17 protein-coding genes are annotated in these 15,660 nt (G+C 42.4%); all 17 read left to right on the top strand.

Going from position 1 to position 15,660, the window contains the following annotated elements; genetic code table 11:
- Nucleotides 1–59: 59 nt before the first annotated feature.
- The 17 genes from ACYFDN_RS10145 to ACYFDN_RS10065 all read left to right on the top strand — a co-directional run bounded on the left by ACYFDN_RS10145 (nt 60) and on the right by ACYFDN_RS10065 (nt 15,660).
- Nucleotides 60–1,865 carry a coiled-coil domain-containing protein gene (locus tag ACYFDN_RS10145; RefSeq protein WP_483510984.1) on the top strand — a complete coding sequence of 602 codons (1,806 nt, stop codon included), beginning with the start codon at nt 60–62 and terminating at the stop codon, nt 1,863–1,865.
- 77 nt (nt 1,866–1,942) lie between these two features.
- Nucleotides 1,943–2,458, top strand: coding sequence for a 4'-phosphopantetheinyl transferase family protein (locus ACYFDN_RS10140; RefSeq protein WP_483510983.1), 516 nt, complete (start codon nt 1,943–1,945; stop codon nt 2,456–2,458).
- A 152-nt stretch (nt 2,459–2,610) separates the two neighbouring features.
- Nucleotides 2,611–3,294: a beta-ketoacyl synthase chain length factor gene (locus ACYFDN_RS10135; RefSeq protein ID WP_483510982.1), complete on the top strand. Its 684-nt coding sequence runs from the start codon at nt 2,611–2,613 to the stop codon at nt 3,292–3,294.
- Nucleotides 3,287–4,057, top strand: coding sequence for a lysophospholipid acyltransferase family protein (locus tag ACYFDN_RS10130; RefSeq protein ID WP_483510981.1), 771 nt, complete (start codon nt 3,287–3,289; stop codon nt 4,055–4,057). The genes ACYFDN_RS10135 and ACYFDN_RS10130 overlap by 8 nt, the downstream gene beginning before the upstream one ends.
- Nucleotides 4,054–4,317: a phosphopantetheine-binding protein gene (locus ACYFDN_RS10125; protein ID WP_221074802.1), complete on the top strand. Its 264-nt coding sequence runs from the start codon at nt 4,054–4,056 to the stop codon at nt 4,315–4,317. The genes ACYFDN_RS10130 and ACYFDN_RS10125 overlap by 4 nt, the downstream gene beginning before the upstream one ends.
- A 6-nt stretch (nt 4,318–4,323) precedes the next feature.
- Nucleotides 4,324–4,575, top strand: a complete 252-nt coding sequence (locus ACYFDN_RS10120; RefSeq protein ID WP_221074801.1) for an acyl carrier protein — start codon at nt 4,324–4,326, stop codon at nt 4,573–4,575.
- Between the two features lie 192 nt (nt 4,576–4,767).
- On the top strand, nt 4,768–5,151 hold the full coding sequence (locus ACYFDN_RS10115; RefSeq protein WP_483510980.1) for a COG4648 family protein: 384 nt from the start codon (nt 4,768–4,770) through the stop codon (nt 5,149–5,151).
- Nucleotides 5,144–6,478, top strand: coding sequence for an AMP-binding protein (locus ACYFDN_RS10110; RefSeq protein WP_483510979.1), 1,335 nt, complete (start codon nt 5,144–5,146; stop codon nt 6,476–6,478). The genes ACYFDN_RS10115 and ACYFDN_RS10110 overlap by 8 nt, the downstream gene beginning before the upstream one ends.
- Nucleotides 6,475–6,834 (top strand): ApeI family dehydratase, encoded by a 360-nt coding sequence (locus tag ACYFDN_RS10105; RefSeq protein ID WP_406610448.1) that lies wholly within the window; start codon nt 6,475–6,477, stop codon nt 6,832–6,834. Before ACYFDN_RS10110 ends, ACYFDN_RS10105 begins: the two co-directional genes overlap by 4 nt.
- The gene (locus ACYFDN_RS10100) at nt 6,827–8,506 is read left to right on the top strand and encodes a glycosyltransferase family 2 protein (protein ID WP_483510977.1); all 1,680 of its coding nucleotides are present in this window, start codon (nt 6,827–6,829) and stop codon (nt 8,504–8,506) included. The genes ACYFDN_RS10105 and ACYFDN_RS10100 overlap by 8 nt, the downstream gene beginning before the upstream one ends.
- On the top strand, nt 8,503–10,095 hold the full coding sequence (locus tag ACYFDN_RS10095) for an HAL/PAL/TAL family ammonia-lyase (protein ID WP_483510976.1): 1,593 nt from the start codon (nt 8,503–8,505) through the stop codon (nt 10,093–10,095). The genes ACYFDN_RS10100 and ACYFDN_RS10095 overlap by 4 nt, the downstream gene beginning before the upstream one ends.
- Complete coding sequence (locus ACYFDN_RS10090; protein WP_221074795.1) at nt 10,095–10,520, top strand: acyl-CoA thioesterase; 426 nt, start codon at nt 10,095–10,097, stop codon at nt 10,518–10,520. Before ACYFDN_RS10095 ends, ACYFDN_RS10090 begins: the two co-directional genes overlap by 1 nt.
- Nucleotides 10,511–11,167, top strand: a complete 657-nt coding sequence (locus ACYFDN_RS10085; RefSeq protein WP_483510975.1) for a LolA family protein — start codon at nt 10,511–10,513, stop codon at nt 11,165–11,167. Before ACYFDN_RS10090 ends, ACYFDN_RS10085 begins: the two co-directional genes overlap by 10 nt.
- Entirely contained in the window at nt 11,160–13,436 is a 2,277-nt protein-coding gene (locus ACYFDN_RS10080) for an MMPL family transporter (RefSeq protein WP_483510973.1), read from the top strand. The genes ACYFDN_RS10085 and ACYFDN_RS10080 overlap by 8 nt, the downstream gene beginning before the upstream one ends.
- On the top strand, nt 13,433–14,005 hold the full coding sequence (locus ACYFDN_RS10075) for a DUF3261 domain-containing protein (RefSeq protein ID WP_406610454.1): 573 nt from the start codon (nt 13,433–13,435) through the stop codon (nt 14,003–14,005). Before ACYFDN_RS10080 ends, ACYFDN_RS10075 begins: the two co-directional genes overlap by 4 nt.
- Nucleotides 13,998–15,206 (top strand): beta-ketoacyl-[acyl-carrier-protein] synthase family protein, encoded by a 1,209-nt coding sequence (locus tag ACYFDN_RS10070; protein WP_483510972.1) that lies wholly within the window; start codon nt 13,998–14,000, stop codon nt 15,204–15,206. The genes ACYFDN_RS10075 and ACYFDN_RS10070 overlap by 8 nt, the downstream gene beginning before the upstream one ends.
- Nucleotides 15,199–15,660: a hotdog family protein gene (locus ACYFDN_RS10065; protein ID WP_483510971.1), complete on the top strand. Its 462-nt coding sequence runs from the start codon at nt 15,199–15,201 to the stop codon at nt 15,658–15,660. The genes ACYFDN_RS10070 and ACYFDN_RS10065 overlap by 8 nt, the downstream gene beginning before the upstream one ends.

Here is a 15,660-nt window from a genome sequence, read left to right as displayed (position 1 = left end):
TGATTGCCACCAACATAGCAGTGTTGGGTTTGTTGCGAACAAGCTCAAAGGGAAAGGTCATGGACGCTGAAAATATAGATTTCTTGGTTCACCAAATGCTCGCTGAAGGCGGCTCATTTGATGAAGCATTCTTGGTGGATTTTTTAACCGAGCATAATGGAGAGCCCCCCTCTCAGCAGCTTATTGAGCAGGCTAAAGCCAGTGCTCAAAAACAGCTAACCAAAACTTATCAGCAGCAACATGCCATTGCGCAATTGCCGAATGGTTTCGCTAATTCACTAAATGATTGGTTTGTGCAGTTGGCGCAATCAACAGAAGCAAGAATCGAGCGGCTTACCCAAGAAAAACAGCAAGGCTGGGAAGAAGGCCGCGAGGCCCTTATTGTGGCGCACCGCCAGCAACTTGATGAAGCCGCAAAGCTACAAAAAAGTGCCGAGCAAGAGTGCCAAGAACTGCGTGAAAAATTAGAGCAAGCAGCAGCCAAAACTAGCGAGCTTTTTGGTGAGTTAGATAAGTCTAAACAACAAAGTGAAGAGCAGGATCAGCAGCTTAAAGACGCACAGCGAGCCCTACATGATAGCGAACAAAGCACTCAAAGCTACCAGGAGCAGTATCAACAGCTTGAGCAACAAGTTCAAAGCCTTCAAGCTGAGCTACAAGCAGCCGAAAATGACCAACAAACCTTACAAACCTTGCAGGTAGCAAAGCTAGAACTTGAGCAGCAACTACAAGAGAATCAACAAGAGCTAGAGGCTTACCAGCAAAATGGTAAAGAAGCCCAGCAACAGCAAACTGAAGTGGAACAGGCTTTGCGCAAGCAATTGGGAGAAATGAGTGAAGCTCTAGACAAAGAGTTAGCGCTAACCAAACAGCTTACCGAAGAACACTGTGATGTAAGTGAACGAATGACTAGCTTGGTGAAAACTAAGCAAGGCTTAGAGGCGACCAATCAAGAGCTACAAACAAGGCTTGAGCAACAACAGAAACAATTGCAAGAGCAGGATACGCAAAGCCAAACATTACAGCAGCAAAGTGACGAACAGCGTAAAGAGCAGCAGCAACTAACTGAACAAGTCGAGCAACTAAGCCAAGAGTTAGCCGCTGCTAAACAAGCCCATTCTGAGCTGCAAGAACAAGCTGCCGATGGTAGTGAATTAGCAGCCGCAGCGGAACGTGAAGAAGAGCTTTCTCAAAAGCTGATTGCATTAGAGCAGCGTTGTTTAGAAGATGCCCAAACAATTCAAGAGTTAACTCAGCAACAACAGATTGTGAACCAAGAGCTAGAAGAGTTGCGTGGTGATAAACAGGCTTTAGATACTGTGAGTCGAAGCGCAGAAGCTCAGCTAGAGCAAGTACTTCCAGAACTAGAGAAAACGCAGCAACAAGAACAAGAGCTGCGTGAGCGAGTAGAAAAAGTAGAATCTAAATACCTAGAAGCTACTTCCGAGTTAGATCAAATTCGTAAGCAACTTGCAGCAGCTAACTCTCAGCTTGAGTTAAGCAATAGCATGGCTGATACCGATAGCCGCTTACTGGACAAGGAACATCAACTTAAAGAGCTTAAGCAGCAATTGGTGACGCTCGAATCTAACTACCGTAAAGAGCAGCAGGGACACTCGTTAACTAAACAAGCCTTGAGCCAGTTAGATGAGCAAATCCTTGATGCTCAAATTGACAGTGGTAACTTGCAGGGTCAATTAAACGAGTTGGAAGACAAGCTAAAAGCTGGTGAGTTAGCTAATCGTCAGCTACAACGAGAAATTGCTGAAGCGCACCAAGATATTAGTCAACTAAGCCAAGCGAACGTAACACTCAATGATAAGTTGGAGTTAGCCTTAAAAGCCAAGGCTAAATCTCCTGCTTAGTTTTTAATTGTTACGTAAGTGTTTCTTGGTGGGTGTATATTTATGCCAATTGTTAATGTAAAAATATTAATTTGACTATGAATGAAGTAATCATTAGCGAAGTGCCTAATGATTTAACGCGAATTGAGTTTAAACAATTTTGTAATCAGAACTTAGCTGACTGTGCGAGTGCGTTACTTGATGAGTCTATTTCTTATGGAAGTATTAAAAGAAATAAATTCGGGCAGCCTTTTATTGATAAAGAAATAAACGAAAAGGCTTATTTAAGTTTAAGTCATAGTGGTGAATATGTTGCTGCTATGGCTTGCCTTGTGCCTTGTGGAATAGATATTGAAAGAATTAAACCTCGGCCATATGCTGAAATGTGGCTCGAAATACGCCATTCTATAGAACCTATTGAGCCGACAAGTTTAGCTGAGTTTTACCAATGGTGGACAAGAAAAGAAGCAGCTTGGAAGGTGTTCTCCTGTCAAACACCATCCAATATGAAGTCTTTACCGGTGGTTTGCAGTAAACAGAGAGTATATAAGGGACTTATGTTGAAAAACTCAATAGCTCCAATAGGTTATGCTTTAACCATCGCTCACGTCTAAGGTTTTCATCCAAACTTAGTGCTTTTTTATGGCTTAAACGATACAATTAATCGAAATAATTAGACTGGTTTTAATTGAAGTAAAAGTTGTAAATATAAAGTCACATGGAGTGACTTAACGTTGTCGTTAATTTTATTTTTTTAAGTTGTAGTATGGACGCTGTTTTTAAAATTGAAAGTTGGACTAGTTGGAATTCCACTATTAACGATGGTGTGGCAGCTACCCCCCAGTTACCTGAAATCCCCCCTATGCAAAGAAGACGCTTTAGTTTTTTAAGTAAAATGGCATTGAGGGTTATTTTAGACATACTTCCAAATCCCCGAGCGATTCGAAGCGTTTTTTCTTCTCGCCATGGTGAGCTTCACCGCACTTTAGATTTGCTATTAGAGCTTACTCAAGGCTCACCCTTGTCCCCCGCGAAATTTAGTCAGTCTGTTTATAACACTTCAAGCGGGTTGTATTCGATCAACCAGAAGAATACTGCGCCATCAACGGTAGTCACTAGTGGGCGAAATTCTCTAGCAATGGCTTTTGTTGAAGCTATTAGTCAATCAATTTGCTACCAAGAAAAGGTTTTGTTGGTTTATGTCGATGAGCCTTTACCCGAAATTTATAAAGCGTACGCTGACGAGCAAGAAGAGCTTGCGGCGTTTGCTTGTATCCTATCCGCTGCTGAATTTGGCTGGCATGCTAAGTTAATTGCGGATGACGATAGCTCGTTACAATCACCTAGGCATTTAGCTAGTCAGCTTATAGCTGCACTATCTAAATCAGAAGATTACTTTGAGTTAGAGTTAGAAGCTCAAAAGTGGATTTGGGATTTGAAGGATGAGTAAGCAAGTGGGGTATTATTGGCGTTTATTAATGACCGCTTTCTCATTCTTCAGCTTTGGTGCTTTGGGCGTTTTATTCTCTATTACCTTATTTCCGCTGTTGTACATCTTGCCTTCGAAAGATAAAACAGCTCGTAATCAACTCGTCGTGCATTTCATTTTTAAGTCATTTGTAAAAATGATGCAGTTTTTGGGAGTGCTTAGTGTTTCGGTTTCAAACAGAGAGAAGTTAAAGCACTCTGCTGGGAAGCTGGTGATTGCTAATCACCCATCGCTTATCGACGTAGTTTTGTTAATTGCCCATTTACCAGAGACTAGTTGTATTGTTAAGCAAAGCTTGTGGAGAAATCCATGTATGTCGATGATTATCTCTGCTGCGGGCTACATTAAAAATGGAGCCGAGCCCGAACTAGTTTTAAGTGCTTGTCAACGTAGCTTCGCCAAGGGGGCAAGTCTTATTATTTTTCCCGAAGGGACTCGAACTACCCCAGGTGAAGACCTAAATATGCAACGAGGTGCGGCAAATATAGCGTTGCGCTGTGCCGTTGATTTCTTACCTGTGACGATTCGTGTGTCACCTACTACTTTAACTAAGTCAGAGCCTTGGTACTCAATACCGGCACAAAAACCGCATTTCTCGTTGGATATAGGGGATACGATTTTCGCCCAAGATGTTTGTGAAGACGAAAACAGTGATTCACGGAAAGCAAGAGCGTTAACTAGATACTTACAGCAACATTTTTACAAGGAACTTAACTGCCAATGAATTTATTAGAGCAGGAACTTAAACAACTTATTATTGAAGCACTAGAACTAGAAGATGTTGAGATCTCTGATATTGAAACCGATGAACCACTATTTGTAGAGGGTTTAGGCTTAGATTCAATAGATGCTTTAGAACTTGGACTAGCGATAAAGAAAAAGTACCAAATTAAATTGGATGCCAACTCTGAAGATACAAAAAGACACTTTTCCAGTGTAAAGGCTCTGGCTGAGTTTATTGAACAAGAAAAAAAAGCGGCGTAAGTTACTATGAATAGAGAACAAATTTATCAAGCGCTACAAGACATCTTGACCAGCGAGTTTGAGGTAGCTGAGGAAGATATTTCTTTGGAAGCTAACCTTTATCAAGATTTAGATTTGGATAGTATTGATGCAGTCGACTTAGTTGTGAAACTGCAGCAACTAACTGGTAAGAAAATACAACCGAATGAGTTTAAGTCTGCTAGAACAGTGGCTGATGTCATTGACGCTTTAGAGCAGTTAGTTAGTAATGCTGCTTAAAAACTGATGGTAAGTCGCATTGTTAGAGCCTTGGTTATTATCGCATTAGCGGTTTACCCTCTGATTGTTTATTTTGGCTTAAGCTTATACTCCTTCCAAATGATTGGCGGTTTGTTACTCGGCGCTTTTTGTTTAAGGCTACTGCTGACATGGCGGTCTAAAGGAGTGTTTCAACAACAAAAGGTGTTAGCTATGGTGGGTATCGTTCTCATAGCTGTTGCGCTTTTATCAAAAGAGCAAACTTGGTTTAAGTTATACCCTTTACTGGTTAATTTAGTTTTGTTGGCAGTGTTTGCTCTTAGTCTTCGCAGTGAGCAGCCAATGATTGAAAAGTTTGCCCGACTTGGAAGAAAAAACATTCCAGCTGCGGCTAGGCCTTATTTCATGCAACTGACCAAACTTTGGATGGCATTTTTTATGTTAAATGCCACGGTGAGTGCTTGGACTATTTTCATGGGCAGCATCGAGGCATGGACTTTATACAACGGATTCATTAGTTACATTTTGATGGGCTGTTTGTTAATTGGAGAATGGCTTTATAGAAAGCTTTCGAAACTAGAACAATACAATGAATAAGATTAGCCTCCCTCCTCTTTCTATCACTTACACCACCGCAATCCGCGATACTGAACTCTCGAATCAGGATTGGTGGGAACAGGTTTACAGTAAGTATAAACAAATAGAAGCCTTGCCTTATCAACATTGGTTATTGTTTGCTGATGACAGCTTTGATTTTTCTTGTTGCTTTTTTGCCTTATTACTGGCCGGTAAAACACCAGTATTACCGCCAAATCTTCAAGTTGAAACTCTTAAGAAGCTCGCGCAAGAGCTCGATGCGGTATGTGCAGACAGAAATGTAGGCCAGCATGAACCAGATGTGTATACCGACTATAAAAGCCTATCTGAAACAAAAGATTATAAAGATATCTATAGAGATGTAGGCTCTGAGCAAGAGATATTTTTGTATACCTCGGGAAGTACTGGCGAACCTAAACTAGTGGTAAAAAAATGGCGACAATTGCAAGCTGAGGTCGAAACACTGGAAAGCTGCTTTGGCGAAGACGTAGATAAAACCACCATTTGTGGCAGCGTTTCCCATCAGCATATTTACGGCTTACTATTTACTGTTCTCTGGCCTTTGCTTTCACAACGAGTATGGCAAGTTCGCCCGATTAAATATATCGAAGACTACCGTTTTGCAGTAAAAGAAAGCATTAGCTTTGTATCGAGCCCTTCTTTTTTAGAACACTTAAGCCGCCAAATAGCGCCATTAGAAAACAGCCCGAAATACTGTTTCAGTTCTGGTGGTGCTCTAAAAGATGAGACGGTTAAGTTGCTTGCTCAACAATGGCAGCTAGCGCCGACTGAAGTTTTTGGTTCCAGTGAAACAGGGGGGGTAGCCTATAGAAATCAGCTCATTCAACAACACTGGTCGGTATTTCAGTGTATTAAATGGCGAGTATCTGCAAACAATGCTTTGCAAATTAGATCTCCATACTTAGTTGATCTAGAACGATGGTATGAGATGGATGATGCGGTTGAAGAAAGTGGCGATGGATTTAAGCTCTTAGGGCGCTTAGACCGAATTGTTAAAATTGCTGAAAAGCGTGTTTGTTTGGATCAGATGTCTCGACTCTTGGAAAAACACCAATGGGTAATAGAGTGTGATTTACTAACACTATCTTCTTCTCGCGATTGTATTGCAGCTGTTGTTGTTCTAAACAACTGTGGTTTAAAGCAATTAAAGGCGAGCAAACACGCGGTGAACAAAACACTACGTATGTATTTAGCTGATTATTTTGAGACGGTGACATTGCCTAGAAAGTGGCGTTATATAGACAATTTGATGGTTAACTCACAAGGTAAGCGTCAACTAGCAAAAATGAGGTCGTTGTTTACATGAAGGACTTTGGTAGGCCGAGTGTTGAACTTGTTCAGCAAACTGATGACACTTTTACCTTAAGCTTGAATATTGCTTCTGAGCTACCTTGTTTACAAGGTCATTTCCCCAATCTGCCTGTTGTTCCTGGCGTGGCTCAACTTCACTGGGCTGTTGAGTTCGCTGCAAGTTACTTGGGTGTTAGTAATGAAGTTTCTGCCTTAGAAGTGCTGAAATATCAACATGTAATGCAACCAGATCGCAGCATTCAACTGTCTCTTCGTTTTGATGAAAAGAAAAGTAAACTTTACTTTAACTACTTTGATGAAGACAACAAGTATAGCAGTGGAAGAGTAGTTCTAGGGGCTGTTGATGTTTAAGCCCTGTGTGGTTATCCCAAACTACAACCACACCAATGCAATTGCGGAAACAATCACTAGTATCTCTTTGCCTATTGTTTTAGTTGATGATTATAGCGATGCAAGCGTTGCAGATTACTTATCTCAATTAGCTAATCAATTTGAACATGTTCAATTGTTTAGGCATGAGCAGAACCAAGGTAAAGGTGGAGCGGTTATGACTGGCTTGCGTCAAGCTGCTAGTCTGGGTTACAGCCATGCTTTACAAATTGATGCCGATGGCCAGCATAACTTGGCAGACATAAATCGATTTTTAGACTTAGCTAAGTCAAGCCCGTATGCGTTGGTTACGGGAGTGCCTGAGTATGATGCCTCTGTGCCTAAAGCACGTTACTACGCCAGATATATCACTCATGTATGGGTATGGATAGAAACTTTAAGCCTGGAGCTGCAAGACAGTATGTGTGGCTTTAGAGTTTATCCTCTTGATTCAACAGTTAAGCTACTTAACTCGGTAAATCTAGGCAAACGCATGGATTTTGATATTGAAGTTCTTGTGAGACATTACTGGCAAACAACACCAATTATTCAAGTGCCAACTAAAGTGATTTACCCTGAACAAGGGCTTAGTCATTTTAAGCCCTGGGAAGACAATTGGCTGATTAGTAAGATGCATACCAAGTTGTTTTTTGGCATGTTATTTCGTTTACCTAGGCTTATTTGGCGTAAACGCAAACAAGCTCACTGGTCCTCTATGGCAGAAAGGGGCAGTTTGTGGGGGCTAAAGCTAACGCTTAAAGGTTATCGGTTGGGTGGACGTTATCTCGCTAAATTATTGTTGTATCCAGCCATTGTATATTTTTTTGTGAGTGGCAGGGCGACACGTAATGCTTCACAAGCATTTCTGCAAAAAGTGGCTAAACATCAAGATAGTGCGATGAGCGATAAAATCACTTGGGTAAATAGCTTTGCTCACTTTTTAAGTTTTGGTAATGCCTCTTTAAATCGTTTAGACGCTTGGGCGCAAAAAGCCTCGCGAGCTGAAGTCGATTTCCCAAATAAAAATATCTTGGTAGAGCTATTACAAAGCCGGCAGGGCGCGGTATTACTAACTTCTCATTTAGGTCACATAGAAATGTGCAGAGCCCTAGCTGAGACTGAATATCGAACTCGAATTAATGTTGTGGTGCTTACAGAGAATGCTAATAAATTTAACAAGGTTCTTTCAGAGCTTAATCCAGATTCTCAACTGAATTTAATTCACATTTCAGAGTTCACACCAGACCTTGGTATCCGCTTAGCTGAATATGTGGAGAATGGTGAACTAGTAGCCATCGCAGCAGATAGAACCCCGGCAGATAGTTACGGCAGAGTGAATTACCATTCGTTTCTAGGTGAGCTGGCACCTTTCCCACAGGGACCCTTTATTATTGCTGCTCTGTTGCGCTGCCCAGTATTTAGTTTGTTTTGCATGCAACAGCAAAGTGGTCGCTACCATATGTATTTTGACAAAGTGAGTGATAATTTGGGGGCAAACAGGAAAGAACGCAAGCAGCGAATAGAGCAAGCTAGTGAGCTTTATGCGAGTCGCTTAGAAACACTTGCCGCACGTTACCCCCTTCAATGGTTTAATTTTTTTGATTTTTGGTGTCCAGATTCCAAGGACACCGTGACTAAAGGACAAATTCGATGACTCAGGCTGATATCGCGTCGTCGCAGCAACATGCTGAACAAGTAGTAAACTCTGATGCCAAAGTGGTGTTTGGGCAAGAATCCATCACTATAGAGCAAGTAGAGCTGTTGAGCAGAAGGCCGCAATTGGCTTGCTTAAACACTCGTCCTGACTATGTCGCCAAAGTAGAGCGGGGAGCTGATTTTTTAGACCGCCTACTTGAGGAAGATGGTGCAATATACGGCGTAACTACTGGTTATGGCGATAGTTGTACCGTTGTTGTTCCGCTGGATTTAGTAGAAGAGCTGCCACTGCATTTAACCCGTTTTCATGGCTGTGGAATGGGGAAAGAGTTAAAACCTAATGAGGCTAGAGCAGTGGTGGCTAGCCGTTTAAGTTCTCTTTCCTTAGCTAAGTCCGGTGTTAGCTATCGTTTGTTGCAGCAACTCGAATTGTTGATGAAACACGACATAATGCCTGTCATTCCCTCGGAAGGTTCTGTGGGAGCCTCTGGCGATCTTACTCCTCTATCTTACGTCGCCGCTGTCTTGATGGGAGAGCGAGAGGTTTATTATAAGGGGCAGCGCCGAGCAAGCTATGAAGTATTTGCCGAGCTGGGTATAGAAGCGATTCGCTTAAGGCCGAAAGAAGGCTTAGCCATTATGAATGGTACTGCGGTGATGACGGGACTTGCCTGTTTGGCTTATCGTCGGGCGGAGTACCTTACCCAAGTTTCTAGTCGAATAACCGCGCTGGCATCGCTAGCATTAAAAGGCAATTCTAATCACTTTGATGAGCTACTGTTTGCGGTTAAACCTCACCCGGGCCAAAACCAAGTGGCTGAATGGATCCGCAATGATCTAAATCATCATGAACATCCTAGAAACTCAGAGCGACTGCAAGACCGCTACTCTATACGTTGTGCTCCGCACATTATTGGTGTGCTAAGGGATGCCCTGCCTTTTATGCGCCAGTTTATAGAAACTGAGCTAAACAGTGCCAATGACAACCCGATTATCGATGGCGATGGTGAACATGTATTACATGGTGGCCACTTTTATGGTGGGCACATAGCTTTTGCCATGGACAGCATGAAGAATGCTGTCGCTAACTTGGCGGATCTAGTTGACCGCCAGCTTGCCTTGTTAATGGATGAGAAATTTAACAATGGGCTACCAAGAAATTTAAGTGCTGCATCTAAAGAGCGGGCTTGTATCAATCATGGTTTTAAAGCGGTACAAATCGGCGCTTCTGCATGGACAGCTGAGGCACTCAAGCAAACTATGCCTGCCAGTGTTTTTTCACGTTCAACCGAGTGTCATAATCAAGATAAAGTCAGTATGGGAACTATTGCTGCAAGAGATTGCTTACGAGTACTCGAACTTACAGAGCAAGTTATTGCAGCCGGTTGGTTGGCGGTGCACCAAGCTGTCACTATCCGCATGCAACAAGGTGAGCTGGATCTGGAAAGTTTGAACGATGAAGTTCGTGCCAACTACCAGCAAGTAATGGAAGACTTCAATTTGGTAAAAGAAGATCGACCTTTAGAAACAGAACTTCGCAATACTGTTGAGCAGTTACAGCAACGTAAGTGGGAGTTGTATTGCTAGTGGAAGCGTTAATCAACGCCCAAGTGGAAGTAACAGTGCCGTTTCATGATGCTGACCCCATGGGGGTGACTTGGCATGGGAATTACCTCAGATACTTTGAGCAGGCACGTTGTGCCCTGTTGGACAAAATTGGTTATAGCTATCGTGAGATGGAAGCTTCAGGTTACGTTTGGCCTATTGTCGATACACGTCTTAAATATGTAAAAACCAGTACTTTTGAACAAGTATTGGTGGTAGAAGCGGGGCTTACAGAATTTGAGAATCGCTTAAAGATAGAGTACCGGATTGTAGATAAGCTCACCAATGCGGTATTGACTAAAGGGTACACCATTCAAGTTGCGGTCGATCTAAGCAATCAAGAAATGTGTTTTGTCTCGCCAGAAGCTTTGCTCTCTCGATTGGCTAGGTTGGGAATATGTTCGTAGTGCTTCTTAGGTACAGTTATTTAACACTGCTTTTAGTGTGTAGTTTTAGTATTTCATGTCTTCAGGCTAGTGAGAAAAACTGGTTACCTATTCATTCAGACTCTGAGTTTTTGCAACAAATATCACTGTCAGGTGGCGAGCAGTATCGCGCCAGTTACACTCAGCTAAGACAGCTAAAGATAATGAACAAGCCGCTAGAAAGTCATGGCGAGTTATTGCTCACTTTGCAAAATGGTGTACTTTGGCAACAGCACTTCCCAATCAAACAAACTCTAATTGTAACCCCAAAAAAAGTACAACAGCTTGATAATGAAGGTGAGCTGATAGACCTCCCAGAAGCTGCGGAGCACATGCTCAGTGCTTGGGCTCCGATGATGCAACAAGTTATTCTTGGTCAATGGCAAGCCGTATCTAAGCAGTTTGAGGTGTTGCTGCTAGAAGGCTCAAGTGCAAGTAGTTGGCAGATTAAATTGATGCCCAAAGACTCCAAGGTGCAGGGTGCTTTAAATGACATTGAATTACGTGGTTCTGCTTTTTTAAACAGTATCCAGATGCATCAAGCAAATGACGACCAGCTAACTATTCATTTAGTTAAATCGGAAGAGCGAGCGCTTTCCGAACAGGAGCTAAGTTGGCTAAATGAATAAACGGTTTTTGCTGATTTGGCTGGTTCTTATTGCTGTAAGTACTTTGGTTATTGTTCATCAAAGTGACGGGATTAGCGTAAATAGTGATATTAGGGCAATGCTGCCAGACTCTATGGCAGATCCTCTTGGTCTAGTGGCTAGGCAGCAGCTAGAGACTAAGTTAGAAGGGCTTAACTTTATTGCTGTTGGGCATGAGAACAAAGCTACCGCGATACAAGCTGCCAAGGCATTCTCAAACAAGGTTGAGCAAACTGAAGCTTTTGACAAGGTTGTTTTACAACGACTAGACCAAGGAGCAAAGATCTCCAAAAGCTTATACCCGTATAGGTTTTCTCGTCTCAGTCCGCAGCAGAAGCAAGCTTTGAGTGATGGTGATTATGCTGCCCTTATTGCAAAAGCGCAGAGCCAGTTGTGGTCTCCCGCAAGCTTGGTTACTTCTTCAACAATTATTGAAGATCCGTTTTTTCTATTCCTCGAACAATTAGATGGTTTTGCCAGTTTGTCCCTCTCTAATGATAATGGCTATTTACTTACTCAATCAGCAGGCAAATATTGGGTCTTGATAGAGCTATTGGTAAGCAAAAACGTCTTTTCACCTTCTCAACAAGGTAAGTTAATAAGTGCGATAGATAACAGCAGTAAAAGTCTTGAGAGGGAATTTGAAGGTGCCTCGTTGCTCAAAGCTGGTTTGTTGTTTCATGCGAATGCAGCAACTCAACAAGCAAGATTTGAAATGAGCACTATTGGCGGGTCGTCAATGCTTGTGATTTGCTTAATCATTCTTATGTTTTTTCGTTCTATCAAGCCCTTAACTCTTGCCTGTCTAAGTCTGTTAGGCGGCTTATTGTTGGCGTTAGCTATGGTAAGTCTGTTCTTTGAGCAGCTACATTTGCTTACCTTAGTATTTGGCGCCAGTTTAATAGGTATAGCCATTGATTATTCTTTTCACTTTTCTGCGGAGCATGCTGGTAAGCAAGTATCTGCGCTAACAACCTTAAAACGAATCTCACCTGCTTTAGGCTTAAGTGCTTGTAGTAGTGTGCTTGCTTATTTATCGATGCTATTTGTAAACATGCAGGGTATTCAGCAGATGGCAGTGTTTTGCGCCGCAGGCTTGTTTGGTGCTGCTCTATCGTTATATTTGTTAGCACCTGTGATATGCGCGCAAATGCCAAAGGCTAGATGGTCCCGGAATGTTACACAGTTAAGCGTTAAAGCGTGGTTTTGGGTTGCATTGGTGGCTTTGATTGCTAGCGGGTTACTTCAGCTTAGAGCCGAAAATGATCTCAGGCAGTTAAGAGGAAGCTTTCCTGAGGTAGAGCGTCAGCAAAAGCAGTTAATGGAGATGTATCAAAACGGTCAAGCGAACCAGTTTTTCTTGGTGAGAGGACAAAGTGCCGAACGGGTTTTACAAACAGAACAGCGGTTACTTGAGCGTTTAAGCACTGTGATTGAACAAAAAGGTTTGGGTAAGGCGTGGGGCTTAAGTGAAATTATTCCAACAGTGGATGAGCAGCTGCATAATTGGCGGCTGGTTCAGCAGTTTTATCAGCAGCTACCAAGTCTATTTGAACAAATGGGTTATAGCGAAGCGCTAGTGGAAAAAGCTCAAGGAAAGTTTGAGGTAAGTGACGCTATGGTTTTAACGCCTGAGCTATTTTTGGCGGCACCTGCCAACCATGTTTTTAAAGATTTTTGGCTTAGCGATGGAAAACAGCAAGCATCAATAGTAAGCCTTTTTGATGTTCAAAATCTGAGTCAATTAGAAGAGCTGGCCCAAACCATTGAGGGGGTTGAGTTTGTCGACCCTGTGGCAGAAATTTCGCTCTCTTTAAATGTGTTAAGAAGCCAAGCTTCAACCCTTTTGTTGGTTGTGTTAGTGGTCATTAGTACGTTATTACTTATCCGTTTACCAAAGTTAAAAGCTTTACGTTGTTTGGCAACTCCTACACTAGCTGTACTCTTTGCTTTATCAACTGTGGGCTGGTTAGGGCAGGGAGTCAGTCTATTTCATATTTTGGCCTTATTGTTGGTGTTTGGAGTGGGCTTGGATTATTCCTTATTTTATCAACTTAGTACTAAACCTAGTTATCGAATTGTTATGGCCACTAGCTTGGCGGCTTGTTCAACCTTACTGGCTTTTGGTCTGCTGGCTTTAAGCACCACTCCCGCATTGTCGGGTTTTGGTGTGGTGGTATTGAGTGGTATCGCCTGTAGTTACTTACTTGCGCCTCTATTTGTCGAGTCTGCAAAGGAGTCAGAAAGATGATAAAAGTCGTTCTGCTAGGCTTGCTTGTATTTCTAACGGGGTGCTCTATCAATACGCCCCCCACAAGCAATATCTCTCGTGACTTGCTTGCCCCAGCCGAACTTGGTGAATCAGTCGCAGTAGAACAACTTGTGAGCTTCGCTTTTAATGAAAAGAAGCAACAAATGTTAGTTCACATGGACATAAAGCCATACGCTCTAGAACTGTTGGCTTTTGACGGATTCTCTACACCTCTATTTAAACTTGAATACGACGGAAAAAAGCTTGTAAAAGAGAACTACATTCCCTTAGTTGATGATGGAATAGCTAAAAGAATACTGGCAGATATGCAATTAGTTTACTGGCCGGTGCCTCGTTTAAACCAACAACTTGCTAGTGGAGGCTGGATGGTTGAGCAAACAATATGCCAGCAAGGTTTATCTTGTAGAAAGTTGTATCTAGATGATGAGCTTGTCGCGGTAGTGCTTTATCAAAGTGATAAGCAATGGCATAGCGATGTGAGTATTAATAACCTTACTGCAAACTATCAGATTGAAATTTCTACACTTAAGGTGCATCACCATGAGTAAAGCGTATGGTTTACCTGCAATGGCAGTGATTTGTGCATTGGGTAACAATAAACAGCAAGTTTGGGAGAATTGGTTATCTGGGAAAAAAGATACATGCCAACTGCGTAGCGATTTAGTTCCGGGTGAACAAGTACTTGTTGGTGCGGTGCAAGCTGAATTGCCAGATTGTGATGTTCGTTTTCCGCAGCTTGCTAGTAGAAATAATCAGTTACTTGAAGCTGCCTTGCAGCAGATTGAGGATGAAGTAGAACAACTTATTGAGCAATATGGCCGCTCACGAATAGCGGTGGTATTGGGAACTAGCACCTCAGGCGTTGCCGAAGGCGAGCGCGCTTTATCTGAGCGATTAAATGGGCAATTTCCTGACGCCTTTCATTATGCCCAGCAAGAAATGGGTACACCGTCTCTCTATCTAAGCAAGAGACTTGGTTTAACGGGGCCTGCTTATTGTATTTCAACTGCCTGTTCATCAAGTGCGAAGGTATTTTCTTCAGCTAAAAACCTTTTAGCTAGTGGTTTGACCGACGCGGTTATTTTGGGAGGAGTTGATAGCTTGTGCAAATTAACCTTGAATGGTTTTTTTGCCCTAGAGTCAGTGGCTAAAAATGATGCTCAACCCTTTGGTGAAGCTAGAGATGGAATCAACATTGGTGAAGGTGCAGCATTATTCATCATGACTAAAGCAGCTGCAAAGGTGAATTTATTGGGAGTAGGAGAGAGCTCAGATGCTCATCATATGTCGGCCCCTCAGCCCGAGGGTTTTGGAGCCGAAAGCGCCATGCTGGCGGCGTTGCAAGAGGCCGAGCTTGAGCCCGCTCAAATTGATTATATTAACTTGCACGGCACAGCGACTCCGTTGAATGACCGAATGGAGTCATTAGCGGTAGAGCGAGTTTTTGGCAATGCTACATATTGCTCTTCGACTAAGCATCAAACTGGTCACACCTTGGGAGCTGCGGGCGCTATAGAAAACGCTTTATGCTGGCTGCTGTTAAATTCAACGTTTAATGGTAAATCGCAAATACCAGCAATGCATGCTGATTATGCTTTAGACCCTCAGCTGCCTTCAATTAATTTGGTTTTTGAACAAACCCTTACCGTAGAAAGCAAAAAAATAAGTACGACTCTAAGCCATTCGTTTGCGTTTGGTGGGAGCAATGCCGTGGTATGTCTAGGCCTTAAGGATATTGAAAATGAGTGAACCCTTACCAAGCATTGCTGAAGTATTACCTCACACAGCACCGATGATTCTTCTCGATAGAGTAGTAAGCTGGCAGGCAGATAAAATTTATTGTGAAGTTGAGATCGGCGAAAATAGTCACCTTTTCAATGATTTGAAGCAAGCTGTTCCTAGCTATGTATCAATAGAATATATGGCTCAAGCTGTTGCAGCGTTGGCTGGTTTAGAGGCTAAAGCTAAACAGCAAGAAGTTGAGGTTGGGTTTCTTATCGGTACTCGAAAATGTCAGCTTAAACGTAGTGAGTTTTCACTGGGCACAAAGCTGACCATATCAGCAGAAAGAATATACGCCGAAGAAGATGGATTAGCGGTCTGTGCATGTGAAGTTATTGACGAAGATGGCTCAATGTTGACCAGTGCACATTTGAATGTTTATCAACCAAAAAATGCGGTTGAGTTTGTTAAGGGAAGTTAA

It is taken from the genome of Agarivorans sp. D1326 (assembly GCF_056958115.1).
Note: the sequence above shows the minus strand (reverse complement) of the source record. Positions and strands in the feature narration are given on the sequence as shown.

Bases quoted from the DNA above. Each gene is read 5' to 3' on its own strand.
- ACYFDN_RS10105 (WP_406610448.1), top strand. From the start codon at position 6,475: ATGAAGGACTTTGGTAGGCCGAGTGTTGAACTTGTTCAGCAAACTGAT.
- ACYFDN_RS10125 (WP_221074802.1), top strand. From the start codon at position 4,054: ATGAATTTATTAGAGCAGGAACTTAAACAACTTATTATTGAAGCACTA.
- ACYFDN_RS10070 (WP_483510972.1), top strand. From the start codon at position 13,998: ATGAGTAAAGCGTATGGTTTACCTGCAATGGCAGTGATTTGTGCATTG.
- ACYFDN_RS10065 (WP_483510971.1), top strand. From the start codon at position 15,199: ATGAGTGAACCCTTACCAAGCATTGCTGAAGTATTACCTCACACAGCA.
- ACYFDN_RS10135 (WP_483510982.1), top strand. From the start codon at position 2,611: ATGGACGCTGTTTTTAAAATTGAAAGTTGGACTAGTTGGAATTCCACT.
- ACYFDN_RS10095 (WP_483510976.1), top strand. From the start codon at position 8,503: ATGACTCAGGCTGATATCGCGTCGTCGCAGCAACATGCTGAACAAGTA.
- ACYFDN_RS10085 (WP_483510975.1), top strand. From the start codon at position 10,511: ATGTTCGTAGTGCTTCTTAGGTACAGTTATTTAACACTGCTTTTAGTG.
- ACYFDN_RS10100 (WP_483510977.1), top strand. From the start codon at position 6,827: ATGTTTAAGCCCTGTGTGGTTATCCCAAACTACAACCACACCAATGCA.
- ACYFDN_RS10140 (WP_483510983.1), top strand. From the start codon at position 1,943: ATGAATGAAGTAATCATTAGCGAAGTGCCTAATGATTTAACGCGAATT.
- ACYFDN_RS10115 (WP_483510980.1), top strand. From the start codon at position 4,768: ATGGTGGGTATCGTTCTCATAGCTGTTGCGCTTTTATCAAAAGAGCAA.
- ACYFDN_RS10075 (WP_406610454.1), top strand. From the start codon at position 13,433: ATGATAAAAGTCGTTCTGCTAGGCTTGCTTGTATTTCTAACGGGGTGC.
- ACYFDN_RS10130 (WP_483510981.1), top strand. From the start codon at position 3,287: ATGAGTAAGCAAGTGGGGTATTATTGGCGTTTATTAATGACCGCTTTC.
- ACYFDN_RS10080 (WP_483510973.1), top strand. From the start codon at position 11,160: ATGAATAAACGGTTTTTGCTGATTTGGCTGGTTCTTATTGCTGTAAGT.
- ACYFDN_RS10120 (WP_221074801.1), top strand. From the start codon at position 4,324: ATGAATAGAGAACAAATTTATCAAGCGCTACAAGACATCTTGACCAGC.
- ACYFDN_RS10145 (WP_483510984.1), top strand. From the start codon at position 60: ATGGACGCTGAAAATATAGATTTCTTGGTTCACCAAATGCTCGCTGAA.
- ACYFDN_RS10110 (WP_483510979.1), top strand. From the start codon at position 5,144: ATGAATAAGATTAGCCTCCCTCCTCTTTCTATCACTTACACCACCGCA.